The 17726-nt window shown below is 33.1% G+C and carries 23 protein-coding genes; 9 read left to right on the top strand and 14 right to left on the bottom strand.

All coding sequences use genetic code 11. The features are described from left to right. Positions 1–89 precede the first annotated feature (89 nt). The 13 genes from BUA98_RS12525 to BUA98_RS12465 all read right to left on the bottom strand — a co-directional run bounded on the left by BUA98_RS12525 (position 90) and on the right by BUA98_RS12465 (position 9562). Positions 90–1148, bottom strand: coding sequence for a nucleoid-associated protein (locus tag BUA98_RS12525; protein WP_026984812.1), 1059 nt, complete (start codon positions 1146–1148; stop codon positions 90–92). Positions 1149–1193: 45 nt separating this feature from the next. After that, positions 1194–1553 carry a four helix bundle protein gene (locus tag BUA98_RS12520; protein WP_072972951.1) on the bottom strand — a complete coding sequence of 120 codons (360 nt, stop codon included), beginning with the start codon at positions 1551–1553 and terminating at the stop codon, positions 1194–1196. A gap of 109 nt (positions 1554–1662) precedes the next feature. Next, positions 1663–2202, bottom strand: a complete 540-nt coding sequence (locus tag BUA98_RS12515; protein WP_072972949.1) for an IS1096 element passenger TnpR family protein — start codon at positions 2200–2202, stop codon at positions 1663–1665. Positions 2203–2330: 128 nt separating this feature from the next. Next, positions 2331–3335 carry an NAD-dependent epimerase/dehydratase family protein gene (locus BUA98_RS12510; protein WP_072972947.1) on the bottom strand — a complete coding sequence of 335 codons (1005 nt, stop codon included), beginning with the start codon at positions 3333–3335 and terminating at the stop codon, positions 2331–2333. A 64-nt stretch (positions 3336–3399) separates the two neighbouring features. Next, positions 3400–3975: a Crp/Fnr family transcriptional regulator gene (locus BUA98_RS12505; protein WP_072972945.1), complete on the bottom strand. Its 576-nt coding sequence runs from the start codon at positions 3973–3975 to the stop codon at positions 3400–3402. A 48-nt stretch (positions 3976–4023) separates the two neighbouring features. Then, positions 4024–4623, bottom strand: a complete 600-nt coding sequence (locus BUA98_RS12500) for an HPP family protein (RefSeq protein ID WP_072972943.1) — start codon at positions 4621–4623, stop codon at positions 4024–4026. A gap of 5 nt (positions 4624–4628) precedes the next feature. Continuing rightward, complete coding sequence (locus BUA98_RS12495; RefSeq protein ID WP_072972942.1) at positions 4629–5906, bottom strand: chloride channel protein; 1278 nt, start codon at positions 5904–5906, stop codon at positions 4629–4631. 319 nt (positions 5907–6225) lie between these two features. Beyond that, the gene (gene gloA2 / locus BUA98_RS12490; protein WP_072972940.1) at positions 6226–6615 is read right to left on the bottom strand and encodes an SMU1112c/YaeR family gloxylase I-like metalloprotein; all 390 of its coding nucleotides are present in this window, start codon (positions 6613–6615) and stop codon (positions 6226–6228) included. A gap of 3 nt (positions 6616–6618) precedes the next feature. Continuing rightward, complete coding sequence (locus tag BUA98_RS12485; protein WP_072972938.1) at positions 6619–7191, bottom strand: sugar O-acetyltransferase; 573 nt, start codon at positions 7189–7191, stop codon at positions 6619–6621. Between the two features lie 9 nt (positions 7192–7200). Then, positions 7201–7656, bottom strand: a complete 456-nt coding sequence (locus BUA98_RS12480; RefSeq protein WP_072972936.1) for a YciI family protein — start codon at positions 7654–7656, stop codon at positions 7201–7203. Positions 7657–7666: 10 nt separating this feature from the next. Continuing rightward, complete coding sequence (locus BUA98_RS12475) at positions 7667–8290, bottom strand: hypothetical protein (RefSeq protein WP_072972934.1); 624 nt, start codon at positions 8288–8290, stop codon at positions 7667–7669. Positions 8291–8300: 10 nt separating this feature from the next. Further along, positions 8301–8759, bottom strand: a complete 459-nt coding sequence (locus tag BUA98_RS12470; RefSeq protein WP_072972932.1) for a DinB family protein — start codon at positions 8757–8759, stop codon at positions 8301–8303. Between the two features lie 74 nt (positions 8760–8833). Then, positions 8834–9562: a carbon-nitrogen hydrolase family protein gene (locus tag BUA98_RS12465; RefSeq protein WP_072972930.1), complete on the bottom strand. Its 729-nt coding sequence runs from the start codon at positions 9560–9562 to the stop codon at positions 8834–8836. Positions 9563–9709: 147 nt separating this feature from the next. On the opposite strand from BUA98_RS12465, the gene BUA98_RS12460 reads away from it, so the two are divergent. The 9 genes from BUA98_RS12460 to BUA98_RS12420 all read left to right on the top strand — a co-directional run bounded on the left by BUA98_RS12460 (position 9710) and on the right by BUA98_RS12420 (position 16677). Next, entirely contained in the window at positions 9710–11875 is a 2166-nt protein-coding gene (locus tag BUA98_RS12460; protein ID WP_072972929.1) for a TonB-dependent receptor, read from the top strand. A 351-nt stretch (positions 11876–12226) separates the two neighbouring features. Continuing rightward, a complete protein-coding gene (locus BUA98_RS12455; protein ID WP_072972927.1) occupies positions 12227–12850 on the top strand; it encodes a hypothetical protein in 624 nt (207 codons plus the stop codon). Between the two features lie 20 nt (positions 12851–12870). Next, the gene (locus tag BUA98_RS12450) at positions 12871–14229 is read left to right on the top strand and encodes a 2TM domain-containing protein (RefSeq protein WP_072972926.1); all 1359 of its coding nucleotides are present in this window, start codon (positions 12871–12873) and stop codon (positions 14227–14229) included. Positions 14230–14231: 2 nt separating this feature from the next. Continuing rightward, entirely contained in the window at positions 14232–14534 is a 303-nt protein-coding gene (locus BUA98_RS12445; RefSeq protein ID WP_072972924.1) for a 2TM domain-containing protein, read from the top strand. 2 nt (positions 14535–14536) lie between these two features. Beyond that, entirely contained in the window at positions 14537–14845 is a 309-nt protein-coding gene (locus BUA98_RS12440; protein ID WP_072972922.1) for a 2TM domain-containing protein, read from the top strand. Positions 14846–14847: 2 nt separating this feature from the next. Further along, positions 14848–15177, top strand: coding sequence for a 2TM domain-containing protein (locus tag BUA98_RS12435; RefSeq protein ID WP_072972921.1), 330 nt, complete (start codon positions 14848–14850; stop codon positions 15175–15177). Positions 15178–15179: 2 nt separating this feature from the next. Further along, complete coding sequence (locus BUA98_RS12430; protein WP_244279201.1) at positions 15180–15485, top strand: 2TM domain-containing protein; 306 nt, start codon at positions 15180–15182, stop codon at positions 15483–15485. A 17-nt stretch (positions 15486–15502) separates the two neighbouring features. Further along, on the top strand, positions 15503–15871 hold the full coding sequence (locus BUA98_RS12425; protein WP_072972917.1) for a 2TM domain-containing protein: 369 nt from the start codon (positions 15503–15505) through the stop codon (positions 15869–15871). A 38-nt stretch (positions 15872–15909) separates the two neighbouring features. Further along, positions 15910–16677 (top strand): LytR/AlgR family response regulator transcription factor, encoded by a 768-nt coding sequence (locus BUA98_RS12420; protein ID WP_072972916.1) that lies wholly within the window; start codon positions 15910–15912, stop codon positions 16675–16677. On the opposite strand, the gene BUA98_RS12415 is transcribed toward BUA98_RS12420, so the two are convergent. Beyond that, positions 16658–17683 (bottom strand): COX15/CtaA family protein, encoded by a 1026-nt coding sequence (locus BUA98_RS12415; RefSeq protein ID WP_072972914.1) that lies wholly within the window; start codon positions 17681–17683, stop codon positions 16658–16660. The genes BUA98_RS12420 and BUA98_RS12415 overlap by 20 nt on opposite strands. Positions 17684–17726 lie beyond the last annotated feature (43 nt).

The following is a 17726-nucleotide window of genomic DNA, read 5'->3' as shown; positions in this document are numbered from 1 at the left end:
GAAGTTGTTAAAATAAAAAAAACGGCAGATACAATTTGTAGCTGCCGTTTTCTTTTGTAGTAAGTAAGTAATAGAAAATGAATGACTTCTTAGCTTTTTTCTTCTTTATTGAAATACACTAAGTAGTAATACATTTGTTTTTCTTCATCCCAACCTTTTTCAACAAATTTCTCTGCACTTTCAGGGTTGATGAAATCCATTTTAATCTGAATATGAGTATCCAGGTTAATAACGTTTTTAATCGATTTTCTGGCGTCAGAAACTGCTGCGTTTGCAATAGGGAATGAGGTTACATCTTCGATGCTGTATTTTTCTCCTTTATCAACTTTATAGTTTTTAAATTCAGGAATTAAGTCAGGATTATCTAATACTTCATTCAGGAAATTTTGCTCTTCAAACTGATCATTCTTAGCGAAATAATTCACAGATCGGTTCATGAACATCACTTCCTCTTTCTTGTCTTCTGCTGGCAAAACAACATCTTTTGCGAAGTTCTGGCAGAACTTTAAATATTTTTTAGTGATGAAGTTTTCATCTTCAAAAGCATCAACAGATAAAAAGTGCTCTAACCAGTAGCGCGCATCATAACGGTTACTATCAACAGTTAGAATTTTATATCCTTCTTCTTTTTTATAGTTGAAAATCAAACATCCTTTATCTAATTTACTCAGGTTAATACCTTGCTGTAAAATCATTTCGAGGTTGCTGTCTTTTTCTTCAAATTGTAAAAAGTCAGCTTGTAACTCACTTTTAAAAATTCCGATAGCATCAACAACGTTATTGTCGATACTTAAATTGGTTAAGTACGTTACATAAACCTCTCCGTTTTTAATATGCGGATGATTCGATTGCTCAAATAAATGTGTAGTGATTTTTTTTGAGATCTCTTGTAAATTCCCCGGATTGGTGAAAATCTCAGTTGCATATTTAAACATGTCGTTGTAATCCAAATCGACTTCGTGCGCAAACTGATAATAGTTTTCTTCTTTCTCTCTAAAAGGTTTAAAAAAGTACTCTTTTATCAGAGGCACAATTTCATCATTCAAATTAAAAGGCTGTTCCGATAAAAAAATCGCTTCGTTTCTGCTTTTGTTTCCTACGCGGTGTATCGCAAGCGTCTCGATGTGGGTGTTGAAAAGGTTGATCATATTTTGTTTAGGTTCAAAGTGGCAGAGGTTCAGAGGGGCAAAGGTTTATTTTCGGTCTTTTATTTTTCTGATAAAAGCACTTAACATTCGCTCTATTTCCCTGCTTTCTCCATTTGTCTTATTAAATTGAATTTGATTAATATATTTTAGATTATATGAAATTTCAAGTTGTGTTTGTATCTCAAACAATGATGAAATAGAGATATTTAAAAATCGTAAATAATCACTATTTCCATCTCTTCCGTAACCTTCTGCTATATTACTTGGTATTGATATTGCACTTCTTCGAATTTGTGAAGATAGTCCATAAATTTCTTCTTTAGGAAATGAATTTGTTAATTGGTAAATCTCAGTTACTAAGCTCATAGATTTTTGCCAGATTAAAAGGTCTCGAAAAGTTTTCATATTTGATATTTAAAAAATTAAACACAAAAATAAAAATATTCCTACATTTTAAATCAAAGATTTAAAACTCTGAACCTTTGCCCCTCTGCACCTTTGAACCTAGAAAAAACTAATTCCAATTCTCCTCAAATCCATAATCCTCAAAGCTGTCATCGCCTTCGAACATATCTAAGTCGTCTTCGTCCAGATCGTCTTCAAATTCTCCGTAGATGTCGTCGTGCATATCGGCTTCGAACGTTTTTTCTGTGGCTTCATCCGGCATTTCTCCGTGAGAGAATAATGTTTCAGGATAGATCGCTCCAACAGATTCTTCATCAATAGCAGCCAATTCAACTAAGAATGTCCACATACTGATAAAATCATATACGTAGATGATTTTGGTATTTTCTTTATCTAAAATAGACGATAAAGGATAATCGTTCATGGTTCTTTGTTCGCCAGGAACATCGCCAGTATCAAAAAGTGGAATTTCATCTTCCTGGTTCCAAGTTTCATCGCAAGTATAAAATGAAGCAACTTCCGTTCCGTCAAAACCAAAAGCGTTGAAGATCGCATTGTGCAAATCCTCAAGTGTATCGTCTTCAAGAATTGCAATGTCTCTAAAAATATCTTCTTCGGCGTCTAGAATTACTCTAAATTTATAAACCATAATCTTTGTTTTTATTGAAAGGTCAAAGGTAAAATATAATTAATGATTTACGAATTAGGAATTGTGATTTGTTGAAAAGATTTTAATTTATAGGAAAATCTTAATCTGATATATCATTTTTACATAAACTAGATTTTGTTTTCTTTCAAATATACCATTGCCTCTTTAACAGCTAATATCGATTCTTTTGGATTAAAACCCAATTCTGTTCTTGCTTTTGTGATGTCAAAATCTTGTTGAAGTCCTGAAAACATTGCGATGTCTTTGGTACTTAATAAGGGTGCTTTACCATTTAATAAACTGCCAATTTCCATAAACCAGGCAATGGTGAATAATATAGGCTTTGGAACTGCCAGAGGAAGTTTTATTTTCAAGTCTGGAAATAAATCTTGTGCAATTTTTGTTGTTTCTTTTATCGAAATACATTTTTCATTTGCTAAAATATAACGTTCTCCATTTTTTGCTTTTGTCGCTGCTAAATAACAACCTTCAGCAACGTCTTTAACGTCAATCCAATTTAAAGTGATGTTTGTTTCAACGGGTATTTGCTTGTCAAGAATTAAGGAGATAATATTATAAGAAACACTTAAAGGTTTGAAAGCGGTACTTCCAATCATTGCAGAGGGTAAAACAGCAACTAGTTCTATTTTATGTTTTTTGGCCAATTCAAAGGCTAACTTTTCGCCATCATTTTTTGAATTGTAATACATATCACGACGATCGGGATTTTGTCCATAACTTTCTTTGGTAGGTAGTTTAGAATAATTTAGGGCAGCAATAGAGCTTACGTAAACAATTCGTTTTACGCCTGCTTCCGCTGCAGCCTCCACAATATTTTTTGTACCTTCAAGATTAACATCATAAATTTCTTTTTTGGGGTCTTTGGCCCAAAGCTTAAAAACTGCTCCAACTGCATAAAATGTTTCCACACCCAGTAAAGCATTTATTAAGGATTGTTTATCTGAAATATCAGACTGAACTACTTCGCAATTTAAACCCATAAAAGGTTCTTTGTTTTTTATATTGCGAACTGAAGCTCTGACAGGAACACCTTTACTGATCAGTAATCTTACTAAGTTGTTGCCGAGATGCCCATTTGCACCAGTAACCAATGCTAAATTTTTCTGTGCCATTTTTTTTAATTTTTTATTACGGCACAAAATTGGTTTATGCTTTTTTAAATATACTTCACAAATGTTACTTAATCATTTGTTTTCTAATTCTACTCAGACTTTTTGGGTTCATACCCAAAAAAGAAGCAATGTGTTGAAGAGGTACATTGAAGAGAATTTCCGGATAATTTTCAATTAACTTTTTGTAACGCTGCTCTGCTGTTAAGTTTGCTAAATCTTTTGCACGGTTTTCGTTGTATGCAAGTGATTGCTGAAATACCCAGGTACTAAAATCCCTAAAGGCAGCACTATTTTGAATAAGAAAATCTAAGTCAGTTTTAGTGATTCTTAATAGCAAACAATCCGTAATGCATTCTACATTTTCATTAGATTTTGTACGGTCTATAAAATGGCTATAAGAAGTAATAAATCCCGGGGGGCAGTTGATATGCGTTGTAATTTCATCTCCTAAATTATTATAGTGAAACAATCGCATAACACCCGACACAACAAAATAAAGATATTTTGGAATTATGCCTTCGTGTTCAATAATTGTGTTTTTTGAAAATGATACGGTTTCAAAATACTTTTCGCATAATTCTTTGTCATAGTTAGCAAGGACAATCTTTTTAGTTATCAGATTTAATAATTGGTCATGCATTGCTTAAAAATTATAATGGCGAAATGATTAGATGTTGTTTTTTGATTGTTATTTTCGTGCCAAACGTTTTCTAATCTTATGATAATGTTTATGATAAGTACTATGACTCGGGTAACTTCTGCTCGAAGTCATATTATTAAAAACTAAAGCAGTCAGAAATAAAATCAAAACACCAACCAAAACGGGAGAAAGTACATACATATAACCCAGATCTTTTATTTTATCAGAACCTATCACTGCGATAAGTGCCGTTGCGCCGCCCGGTGGATGCAGGGTTTTAGTAATCTGCATGAAAATGATAGCGAATGAAACAGCCAAAGGTGCTGCAATCCAAATAATATCCGGAGCCAATTTATGAACCGTAACACCAATGAAGGCGGAAATAACATGTCCTCCAATTAAATTTCTTGGCTGTGAAAACGGACTTTGTATAATTCCGTAAACCAAAACACTCGAAGCTCCAAAAGAGCCAATTAAGTAAACCGCGTCATTTCCTGAAAAATGTATCGACTGAATATAAGCCAGAATTCCGATGCCGACAAAAGAACCTAAGAAAGACCAAAAGTGTTCTTTATAATCTACTAGAGTTTCTTTGTAAAGAATGTAACGTGTTTTGCGATATCCTCTTTTTATTTTTTGAACTGGCATTTTTTTTATTTTAATAAACTCGGTGAGTATGTGTAAACAGTATGTGGGTAAATCATTTTTGCGGTGTATTTAGAAATAAGGCAAACTACCAAGATTGGTAAAAACAAAGTGTAATCATTTGTTAATCCACAAACTAGAAATATTGCTGTAAAAGGAGCGTGAATACTCGCGCTTAAAACCGCTGCCATTCCGATAATCATAAAGTTAACCGGAATCACATTTACATGGAAAAAAGTATTTAAAACTGAAGCTAATAATAACCCTAAAAAGGCTCCAATAAATAAGCTTGGAGCAAATACACCACCATCGCCCCCTGAAGCTAATGTTATCGAAGTTACAATTGGTTTTAAAAGTAAAATTCCAATAAAAGTTAAAGCTAAAGTAAGTGTCATTATTTGATTTGGAGCAATGAAACTAGTTTTAATTGCATGATATCCTTCTCCATATAGTTGAGGAAAAATAAATAATGAAATACTTAAAACGGCCGATCCTAAAATGATTTTATAATAATGAGTGTTGATTTTTCCGAATTGTGATTTAAAAAACAAAACGCATTTTGTTAAGTAAACAGAGTTCATTCCGGCCAAAATTCCCAAAAGAATAAAATACGGAATCGCTTTTAAATGCCAGGTTGTAATGGTAACGGCAAACAAAGGTTCTTCTTTCAAAATAGTAAGCAATCCAAAAGCAATTGAAACGGCAATAACATTTGAAATGATAAAAGCACGTGTCACTTTTCTGGAAATAACTTCTAAAGCGAATAAGATTCCCGCAATTGGGCTGCTGAATAAAGCGGTAACTCCGGCTGCAACACCCGCGCAAATTAGTTCGGTTTTATATTGACGAAAAACATTTTCTTTTTGTTGTGCAACTGAACCAATAGTAGCCGTTGCAACCACGGTAGAAACTTCGATTCCGGTTGAACCTCCAAAAATAACCGTCAGTAATCCGTTTATAAAATGTGATGGAATCTTATAAGAAGGCAGGTTTTTTGAAGTTGACTTTGTACTTTCAAAAACCTCTTTGATGCCTTTGTTTTCTTTTTTCTTGAAAAGATATTGTCTTAGAAAATAAATTACGGATAAACCGAAAACAGGAAAAATGATATAAAAAATCGGGTTTACTGAAACTTCATGAAAGAAGATTTCTTCGTAATATTCGGTAATTTTTTTAAGTGAAATTCCGAGAAAGGCTGAAAGAAAGCCAATTAAAACAGAAACAATAACTAATTTTCGGAATTTAATAAATTGATGATTTTTCTTGATTTGCGCCGTTTTGTTCATCAGATGTGGATTTGTAGATCGCGAGATTTATTTGCGATTTCACAAAATTAGACAATCAAATCTGTTTTTTAATAATAAACGGTCTTTATAATTTGTTAAAATTATTAAGGCAACAAATTCTTTTAGCTAAAAAAAAACACTAAGTCGCTAAGTTTTTTTATTGAACTTACTGTTTGTCATTTCGAGGAACGAGAAATCACACTAGATATTCCGCAATCAAAATCGCCAATCTTTGTCGAGTTTCGCATGTGATTTCTCGTTCCTCGAAATGACATAAAATGAGAGAAAAATTTGCGCCTTCGTGTCTTGGCGGCAAAACTTATCTTTCATAAAACTCAATTGGTAATAAATCAGGGTCTGCGATAAAAGTAAAACGTTTATCAGTAGTTTCATCAATTCTGATAGGCTCAGATTCAATGTTCTTTGTATTTAAAAAAGCAATCGTTTCTTCTAAATTAATTACTTCAAAAGCCAAATGTCGCAAACCAACAGCTTCGGGTCTTGAAGGGCGTTTCGGCGGATTTGGAAACGAGAATAGTTCAACTACATAAGCACCATTCAAAGCCAAATCTAGTTTGTAAGACTGGCGCTCTTCTCTGTAGATTTCACGTATAATAGTTAATCCCAAAACTTCGGTATAAAAAGTTTTAGATTTTTGATAATCGGAGCATAAAATGGCAATGTGATGAACTTTATTTAAGGTAAGCATTATTTATTTTGATTCAGTTTCTTGATTTAATTTTCTAATAATTTTCGCCGGATTTCCAACGGCTAATGAGTTGTCCGGAATGTCTTTTGTAACAACAGATCCTGCTCCAATAACACAGCCTTTTCCAATTGTTGCGCCTGGACAAATTACGGAGTTTCCACCAATCCAGCAATCATCTCCAATAGAAATCGGCAGAGCATTTTCTAACGTTTTTCTTAATTCGGCGTCAAGCGGATGGGTTGCGGTATAAATTTGAACATTCGGTGCAAAAAACACATTGGATCCAATAGTAACAGGCGCACAGTCTAAAACAACACAATTAACATTGAAATAAACGTTATCGCCACAAACAATATTGTATCCGTAATCACAATGAAAAGGTGGTTCTATGTAAAAACTCTTTCCTGTATTCGGAATTAATTCGGCCAAAATTTCTTTGGCTTTTTTGGTCAAACGATATTCGGTTACGTTTAAGCGGTGCAATAAATTCTTGGCTTTTCGACGTTCTTTTACCAAAACAGGATCGCCTGCAATGTAATATTCTCCCGAAATCATTTTTTCTTTTTCTGTTTTCATATTGTAATCCTACATTTTTTTCTTCGAAATCTTCTCGTGAATTTTTACAGTTTCCTGCAAAGCCGCTGTCGCATACCAAGGCGTTAATTCGGCCTCAAGTAATTTTGCCTGTATCGCCGGGTCCGTTGCAACAAGTGCTTCTGCTTCCTGAACTGTTTCAACATTAAAAATGTAAATGCCTCTGTAATTTCGGTCGTTTTTCATAAAAGGTCCGGCAACAACCAATTTTCCTTCTTTGGCTAATTTGTTGATATTCTTCATATGACCTTCAAATAATTTTTGGGTTTCTTCTTTTGAAGCCGTTTTATTTGTCCCGGATTTCAAAAGACAGAAAACGTATTTCTTCATTCCGTATTCATCGGCGTTTAAAGATTTTGCCAAACTTTCGTCGAATTTCACTTCTGTTTCCTGTGAAAATCCCTCACAGCAAAACAAAAGAAATAGAATTAGTATAGATTTTTTCATCGTCAGCGTATTATTTATTTAGCATTCTGTTTTTTGTCAATTCCAAGTTCCTGATCGAGGCTACAGGTGCAATCTTGACTGTCGGATTTCCTTCTGATAAATAAAAGTAGTATGCAGTATTAGAACCAATTACATAAATATTTTCAGATTTATCATTCGTATAATTTAGCTTATAATTATAGTCAATTTTATTGTTTTTTATTTTTTGAGAAATATATCTGCCATCAGCAAATCCATATCCCAGGAAAATGGATATTAGAAAAGCAGCAAGAAATTCTATTGCAACGTTGTTATAATAATCTATTCTTTCCTTTTCCGGAACTTCATTTTTAGTTTTCTCAGTTTTAGTAATCTTCGATCCAAAAACCTTATGCAGCCCTTTCTTATCTTCATTTTTAAGCAAGATCTGCGGAAGTTTAAAAGAAAAAATGAATAAAATTAATACCGTTATAAAGAATATGGGATTTGATGTAATTGCGGCTACCGGACTTATCAAAATATCCATTATAGACGAATACCTCACGATGTTTATTCCAAGTTGATAATAAAATATGCTTTCTTTTGCTATTCCTAAAAGTATAAGAAAAAGATATCCTAAAGGAAGTAAATTTTGTACTTTATCAATGTTTTTCATATGGAATAGTTTAGACCAATTTCTTCAAAATAACGATCTGTCCCAGATGATAAACATCATGCTGAATAATGCCATGAATATCTTCATAAAAATTATGATTGTTATTTGGATCTATTTTATCAAAATCAGCATCATTAAAATCATTAAAAAAGGCGGTCCATAATTCCTGTGATTTTGCAAGACTTTGCAAGGATTGCTCCCATGCTGCTTCGGATGGATCTAAAACAGGAACAAAATAATTGTGACTAGGGGTTGTAATTATTTCTCCCTGAACACGTCTTAAAATATTTCTTCTCCACTGTATAAGATGATTGACAATTTCCCAAATTGTATTGAGGTTTGGATTTGCTTTTTTATAAGCTTGTTCAGCAGTTACATTTTTTAAAGTATCAGCCAGAGTTACTTCCAGCCAGGGATTTCCATTGTAAATGGATTGATATAAATTCGAAACTCTTTTACTTTCTGACATAGCTAATAGGGATTAATTGTGTTTTTTAATATGTTTTTTTAAGCTGTTTTTCAGTTGTGTAAATCAAATTTTTGCTAGATAATCTGCTTTATTACTTCTTCAGTTGTTGTATTAAAAACAAGTATGCCTTCGTTTTTGTTGTCGAGTTGCTCTGCTAGTTTTCCTTCTTTTGTCCAAACAGAACTAAAACCAATACTTACAAAATTATCACATTCTCCAATACAATTTGACATTAAAATGGGCATAGAATATTTTTTTGCCACTTCCGGGTAGTGTATAAAGGCTTTTTCTACTCCATTTTTTGATTTGGCTACGCTGGCAACATAAATTTCACCTCCAAGATTACTTCCTTTTTCGGCATGTTCTATTTGTAGGCTTTCGTAGCAAATTGCTGGGATAATTTTTTGGTTTTCAATTTTGATTATGACTTGTTCAGTACCATTTTCAAAATAAGAAAACTCATCTTCATGAAGTTGTTGCTTTGAATAGGAGATTCTCTGTTGATCCGGTTGAAACACAATCATACTAATTTGTAGTCCGCTTTTTGTTTTTGTTGGAATTCCAACTCCAATTGTTATCTTTTTTAGATTGCTAATTTTCTGAAAAGTGTCAAAACGATTATCATCTTTGTCAGTTGCCAGATCTTTGGCTAAATCAGGTTCATACCCTGTTAAGGAAAGTTCAGGAAAAAAAATAGAATTTGCATTTAATGATGATGCTATTTCTACAAATTTGAGGTGCTTTTCTATGTTAGCTGAAATATCTCCCTTTGCAGGCTTTATTTGTGCGACTGCTATGTTCATTTATTGTTTTTTATTTAATACTACGAACTAAGAGCTAAGATACAAATAAGTATTTTACAACTCATCCCCGAAATTCTACAATTGGGTTATTTAATATTTTTTAACAAGTACTGTTAAAATACATTTGCGTCATCAAAAACCAAGATCATGCAAACCAAAACACTTTTTACAATTGTCTTTTTATTTTTAACAGCTTTCCTTTTTGCTCAAAACACCATTTCCGGAAAAGTGGTTGACCAAAAAGGAAAACCGGTTCCAGGCGCTAATATTTATATCGACGGAACTTACGACGGAGCAACAAGTTCTGAAACCGGAGAATTTTCTTTCGAAACTACTGCAACAGGAAATCAGTCTCTAATTGTTAGTTTTTTACTTTACGAAACATTCAAAACAGAAATTGATGTTACCAATTTTAAAAATCAAACCATAAAATTAAGAGAAAATGTAAATGCACTTGATGCCGTTGTCATTACCGCCGGAACTTTAGAATCTGGAGATAAGGCAAGGGTTTCTGTTTTAAAACCGTTAGACATTGTAACCACAGCAGGTTCTGCAGGAAACATTATTGCAGCTTTGCAAACTTTGCCAGGAACGCAAACTGTGGGTGAAGATGGGCGTTTGTTTGTACGTGGAGGAGAAGCCAGCGAAACACAAACTTTTGTTGACGGAATTCGTGTAGCTCAACCGTATGGCGCTACAACCAATAATTTACCAACAAGAGGAAGATTTTCTCCTTTTTTATTCAGCGGAATTGCTTTCTCGACCGGAGGTTATTCGGCTGAATATGGCGAGGCTTTATCGAGTGTTTTATTATTGAATACACAAGACGAGCCAGATATGAATAAAACCGATATCGCTTTGATGACAGTTGGTTTGGGTTTGGGAAATACTCAAAAATGGAAAAAAAGTTCGTTGAGCGTAAATACTGCTTATATCAATTTAGCACCTTATCAGGCAGTAGTTCCGCAAAATGTTGATTGGAATAATCCGTACCAATCTTTGTCTGGAGAAACAGTTTATCGTTATCATTTCACAAATGGAATTTTCAAATTGTACGCCGCTTTCGATTCGGAGAAATTTGACTTAAATCAGAAAAATGTAAACTTCGAAGATAAAATCAGAACTGATTTAAACAACAATAATTTCTACCTGAATGCATCTTACAAAGGAACTTTTGGAACGGGCTGGCAATTAACATCAGGAATCAGTTATGGCTACAATAACAACAAAATAAAATACGATATTAACGATGTTGATAGTAACGAAAATGCAGCACAATTGAAATTGAAACTAAGAAAAAATGTATCGGATCATTTTAAATTGTCTTTTGGAGCTGATTATTTCATTACCAAATTCAATGAAAATTTCGATGACAATGCTTCTATTCAGGTTGCAAATGGTTACAATTCTAATATTGCCGCTTTTTATACCGAAGGAGATATTTTATTCTCTAAAAATTTAGCAGCAAAAGTAGGTTTCAGGCTTTCAAATAATAGCTTGTTGAATGAAACCAATATTGCGCCAAGAGCTTCAATTGCTTATAAAGTGTCAAAAAGTAGTCAGTTTTCATTTGCTTATGGAGATTTTTCTCAAACGCCTGTGGTTGATTATATTAAATATTCGAAATACCATCAATTTGAAAGTGAAAAAGCAAGACATTATATTTTAAATTATCAATTTACAAAACCAGGACAAACTTTTAGAGCCGAAGCGTATTATAAAGATTACCGCAATTTGGTTCAGTACGATACGAGAGATATTGCATACAATTCGGTTTTCAATAATAACGGTTCTGGATATGCGAAAGGATTGGATTTATTTTGGAGAGACAGTAACTTGTATAAAAACTTAGAATATTGGATTTCTTATTCTTATATCGATTCAGAAAGACAATATAAGAATTTCCCAACGATGGCAACACCAAGTTTTATAGCCAATCATAGTTTATCAATTGTAACCAAGTATTTCATTACCGATTGGAAATCGCAAATAGGTTTTACTAATAATTATAGTTCTGGAAGACCATATAATGATCCAAACCAAACACAGTTTATGAACGGAAAAACAAAATCATACAACAGTTTGAGTTTTAACTGGGCGTATTTATTGACAACACAAAAAATCTTGTATTTCTCTGTTTCAAATGTATTAGGAAGCCAAAATGTTTTTGGATACGATTACGCAAAACTTCCAGATGCCAGCGGAGTGTACCAAAGACAAGCCGTTTTACCAACCGCAGACCGATTTTTCTTCGTAGGCTTCTTTTGGACCATTAGCAAGAACAAAAATGAGAATCAGTTGAAGAATTTGTAAAGGTGCAAAGTGGCAAAGGTTCAAAGGAACAGAGGTTTCTTTTCTTAATTTTTAAGACTCCAAAATTCGCAGAATTTAGAAAAAAACCTTTGAACCTTTGCAACTCTGAACCTCTGCCCCTCAAAAAGAAACAATTCAGTCATCAAATTCGACAACTCAGTATCATTTAATTTTAAAACAGTAAAATCAGATCTACTTTTGAAGTATAATTAGAAATAACAATAACAATAACAATAACAATAACAATAACAATAACAATAACAATAACAATAACAGAGAGTTTTAATCATCAATAAAAAAAACTTAGACCCTTAGTAACTTAGAATCTTAGAACCTTAAAAAAAAGAAATCATGACCAAAATTATTACAATTACCACTTTATTTATTTGCAGTTTATTATCTGCACAAACACAATTTGAACAAGGAATGGGAAAAGCTTTTGGGCTTTGGAAAGAAGGAAAAAATGCTGATGCCTCGGCAATGTTTGAAAGAATCGCGGCGGCTGAGAAAACAAGTTATTTGCCAAATTATTATGTAGCTTTAATCAACACTACAACGGCTTTTAATGAGAAAGATAAAACAAAAATCGATTTGTTATTGACAAAAGCACAAGACGCTTTAGATGTAGAATTTATTAAGGATCAGAATAATGCAGAATTATATGCGATGCAGGCTTTGATTTATACAGCTTGGGTAGTTGCAGATCCAATGACTAACGGAATGAAATATTCGGCTAAAGTAATGGAAGCTTACGCGAAAGGAAAAGCGATAGACCCAAACAACCCAAGAATTGTTTTTGGCGAAGCAGATTATCAAATAGGTGGAGCAAAATGGTCAGGTGTTGATACAAAACCGCTTTGCGCACAAGTTGATAAAGCTATCGAACTTTTTGCTACTTTTAAACCAGAAACGCCTTTTTCGCCAAAATGGGGATTAGAAAGAGCTTTGGAAACACAGAAAAATTGCAAAAAATAAAATAATTTAAGAAGATTATAATGAGAGACAATAGAAATACATTTTCGAATTTAAAGAGTGGAACGATAGCTTGTTTCAGGATTTCTATGGTCTTTACAATAATTTTCTCCGCTTTTCTAGGTGCCGATTTAACTTTTAAAAATGTTCTGATTACATTCCTTTTAAGTTGTTTGTATTCTTTTGGCTTAGGTTTCGGAAACGGATATATAAATGTTCTTTTAGATAGAAAATGGGATTGGCTTGAGCAGACTAACTTAAGAGTGTATTACGGAATTTTAGTTACTGTTTTATATACTGTTCCAGCTGTTTTGGGAATCAATTATATCATTTTTGTAGTAATACAAAATATGCCTCTTGGTAGTTTTTTTAGCGAAAGAATGATCTGGGTGCATCTTTTCTATATCATTTTATCTCTTGGGGTTTCGACTTTCATGCAGGCCAGAAGCTTTATGGTAAAATGGAAACAGGCATCAAAATTTGAAATCACACAACAAAAGATTATCGCGGGAACGGCAAATGCGAAATTCGAAAGTTTAAAAAATCAGATCGATCCGCATTTTCTTTTTAACAGCCTAAATGTGTTAAGTTCTCTGATTGAAGAAAACCCGGATAATGCACAGCGATTCACTACTTCTTTATCTAAAATCTATCGTTACGTTTTGGAGCAAAAAGACAAAGAATTAGTTTCGGTTGATGATGAATTGTCATTTGCCAAAACGTATATGAATCTGCTTAAAATGCGTTTTGAAAATAGTTTGTTTTACGAATTGCCAACAACACCGATTAATCCGGATGCTAAAGTGGTTCCGTTATCATTGCAACTTTTATTAGAGAATACGGTAAAACACAATGTGGTAAGCGAACAGAAACCATTACATATTAGAATTTTTATTGATGGTGATTATTTAGCAATTCAAAATGATTTTCAGAAAAAAGAAGTTTTACAAGACAGACAAGGAGTTGGGTTGACTAACATCGTAAATCGATACGCAATTATAACCAACAGAAAAGTATTGGTCGAACAAAATGAAGAAACATTCACCGTTAAGATCCCAATTTTAACGAAACAAATAACAGTTATGGAAACAAGTGCAGACTATAGTGATGAAAATAAGGCTTATTTCAGAGCTAAGAAAAGAGTAGAAGAACTAAAAGGATTTTACGGAAATGTAATTTCGTATTGTTGTGTGATTCCCTTTTTAATTTTTATAAATTTGAGGTATTCTCCTGGATTTCAGTGGTTTTGGTTTTCGGCTTTAGGCTGGGGATTTGGAGTTGTAATGCACGCTTTTAAAGTTTTCGGTTACAGCTCAGATTGGGAAGAACGAAAAATAAGAGAGATTCTGGAAAAGGAAAACAACAAGCAAACCTGGAAATAATCATGGAAACAAAGTATGAAGAAGCTGAACGTTATTATCAGGCTCAAAAAAGAGTCAAAGAAATAAGAGAATTTTACGAACATTTGACTGTATTCCTGATTTGTAATCCGATTGTTATGGTTGTAAATCTTATGACTTCGCCTGGTTATTTGTGGTTTTTATGGTGTGTGTTTGGCTGGGGATTTGCAATTGTGATGCACGGATGGAAAGTTTTTAGAATTTCACCAGTTTTTAATAAAGATTGGGAAGAACGAAAAATTCGGGAGATTTTGGAGAAAGAAAGTAAAACACAAACTTGGGAATAGTCATGGAACCAGATTATAATGAAGAAAGACGCTATCATCAGGCTCAGAAAAAGGTGAAAGAGATAAAAGATTTCTATCAGCATTTAACAATTTTCATTCTTATAACGATAATGTTACTTGTTGTAAATCTAATGACTTCGCCAGAATATTTGTGGTTTATTTGGTGCGTACTGGGATGGGGAGTAGGAGTCCTTTTCCATGGATTAAAAGCTTTTGGAGTTTCACCATTTTTTAATAAAGAATGGGAAGAACGAAAAATTAGAGAATTTCTGGAAAAAGAAAAAGAAAGTAAAAAACAAACCTGGAAATAGTCATGGAAACGAATTGTAATTATAATCAGGGGAAATTTAAATTTGAAGCGATCTTTAGTAAAAAGATAGTTAAACTGAGATCCTTTTATATACATGCATTTATTTATGCTATTGCATTAATTCTCTATGTTTTAAAAGAGTTTTATGGAGTACCTCTAAATTTCTTTCCGGTGATATATTTGAATAGTGTTGTAATGCTAATATGGACAAGTGTATTTTTAGTGTCCGCAATTGATTTATTTGCGTACTATAAAATCTTTGGAGAAGAATGGGAAGAACGCAAAGTGAAAAATCTTTTAGATAAAAGAACAAAAACACAAAAATGGGAGTAATTATGGAAGTACATTTTAATGACGAGGATAAATATTATTTGGCTAAAAAGAAAGTCGAGAATATAAAAGGATTTTATGGCAATTTAACGTCTTTTATTGTTGTTAACATAGTTTTGATTTTTATCAATTTATATACAACACCAGATCATTTATGGTTTTACTGGCCATTAATGTGGTGGGGAGTGGGAGTCGTTTTTCATGGTTTGAAAGTTTTTGAAGTATTTCCGGTATTAGGAAAAGGCTGGGAAGAAAGAAAGATCAAAGAGATCATGGATAAAGAAAAAGAGAATCAAAATAAATGGCAATAATTTTTAAAATTTAAAAAATGGGACGTTTTAGAACACGTATGTACGAAGAATACGCACAGGAATTTAAGAATGACGAAAGCTTTGAAAGGGCATACAAAAAAGTAAAGAAAATAAAAGGTTTTTACTCGCACCTGAAGGTTTACATTATTATTAATGTTTTAATCATTATTTCGAATTTGGATGGAGATTTTTTTGGATGGAACCTTCAGGAAAATAGCTTATTAGATTGGCATACTTATTCGACAGCATTTTACTGGGGCATTGCTTTATTGATTCATGCATTTACAGTGTTTGGACCAGATATTTTTTTCAATGGAGATTGGGAGCAAAAGAAAATTCAGGAATATATGGATAAGGAAGCTTCAAATACCAATAAATGGGAGTAATTTTAAATTATTTTTTTTCAATTTTTTCAGTTTAGTAAATGACCACATTAATTATAGAAGACGAAAAACCGGCAGCAAGATTATTGCAGCGAAAGCTTGAAAAGCTAGAAATTTCCGTAGAAACCATGTTACACTCTGTAGAAGAATCTGTAGATTGGTTTACCAACAATGAACATCCGGATTTGATTTTTTTGGATATTCAATTGTCTGATGGTTTGTCGTTTGAAATTTTTGAAAAAATAGACATTAAAAGTGCTATCATTTTTACAACGGCTTATGATGAATATGCGTTAAAAGCGTTCAAGCTGAATAGTATAGACTACCTTTTAAAGCCAATTGACGAAGATGATTTAGAAGTTGCTGTTACTAAATTTAAGGCTCGAATGCCAAAGTCAACTTCAGAAAATCAGAATCTTCAGCTTGATTTTGAGCAAATACGTCGAATGCTTTCAAATCCCTTTGAGAAAAATTATAAAAAACGATTTACCGTTAAAATCGGTCAGCATTTAAAAGTAATAACTACAGAGGAAATAGAATGTTTCTTTAGCGAAAACAAAGGAACGTATATTCATACTTTCGATAACAGAAATTATTTGATCGATTCGACTTTAGAAATTTTGGAACAGGAATTAGACATGAAGGATTTCTTCCGCGTAAGCAGAAAATTTATTGTGCCACTTCAGGCTATAAAAGAAATTCAGGTATATACCAATTCTCGCCTAAAAGTTATTTTACCTTCATACAAAGAAGATGAGGTAGTTGTAAGCCGCGAAAAAGTACAGGATTTTAAGAGTTGGCTGGGCTAGGTTTCTTAGCCTCCAGAATCATGTAAAACTGTATTCCGAATAAGATTGATGCCAATACTAAATGAATCGCCTGACTTCCTATTGGGAAATCAAGATAAGCCATCGCCATTCCGGTTAGGATTTCAACCCCAATTAGAGCAATTACCCAGTTTATTTTTGAATATCCCAAACCAAATTTGGTGTTTTTAATGTATAAATAAACATTTACCAAGAACACCAAAATAGAAAAGGAACGGTGAACATAGAAAGTAATCGATGGGTTTTGTAACCAAAGAATACTTGCAGTCAAGCCATTTTTAACTTGTTCATCTACAAACTGACGCACTTGTGTTCCAATCGCTACCTGAATTAAAGTAAGTAAAAGCGAAAACAAAAGCACATTTCTAAAAGTAGAATTGTATTTTACAGTAGCTAATTTTGGTCTCGCCAATTGAATGATGTATAAAATTACAGCAACAATAACCAAGGCCATAACCATATGAACTGTTATTTTTATTGGGTTTAATACGGAGTAAACCACTTTTGCACCCAACCATGCCTGAAAGCCCATCATAAAGACTACCAACCAGGAAAGTAAAGTGATTTTCTTGTTTTGTTTCCAAAATCTAAAAGAGGCGATTGCCATGAAAAAGCATGCCAGTCCCGCTAAAGCACCACAAAGTCTGTTGATGTATTCAATCCAGGTATGTAATGGATTAAAAATTGCATAATCATGTTTAGTGTATTTTTCCCAATGTGCAGGATCAAAAGAAGTTTCAGTCGTAAAATTATCTTTTGCAACCAGTAAGCTTTCATCCTTAATGATTACCTGTCCTTTTTCAAATGCACGGTTCGGCTCCCAAGTCAATTCTTTTAAATCTGTTGGCGGAATATAATACCCAAAACATTTCGGCCAATCCGGACAACCCATTCCAGATCCTGTCATACGAACCAAAGCTCCTGCGACAATTACTAAATAAACTAAAACTAATGCTGTTTTTGCGATTGTAGGGAAATGTTTTTTCATTCTTTTTTAAGTGACTAAATTCTGAATTACTGAGTTTTTAATT

Source organism: Flavobacterium saccharophilum, assembly GCF_900142735.1.
GTDB classification, from domain to species: domain Bacteria; phylum Bacteroidota; class Bacteroidia; order Flavobacteriales; family Flavobacteriaceae; genus Flavobacterium; species Flavobacterium saccharophilum.
The sequence above is the reverse complement of the archived record's forward strand: the minus strand, read 5'-3'. Positions and strand labels throughout refer to the sequence as shown.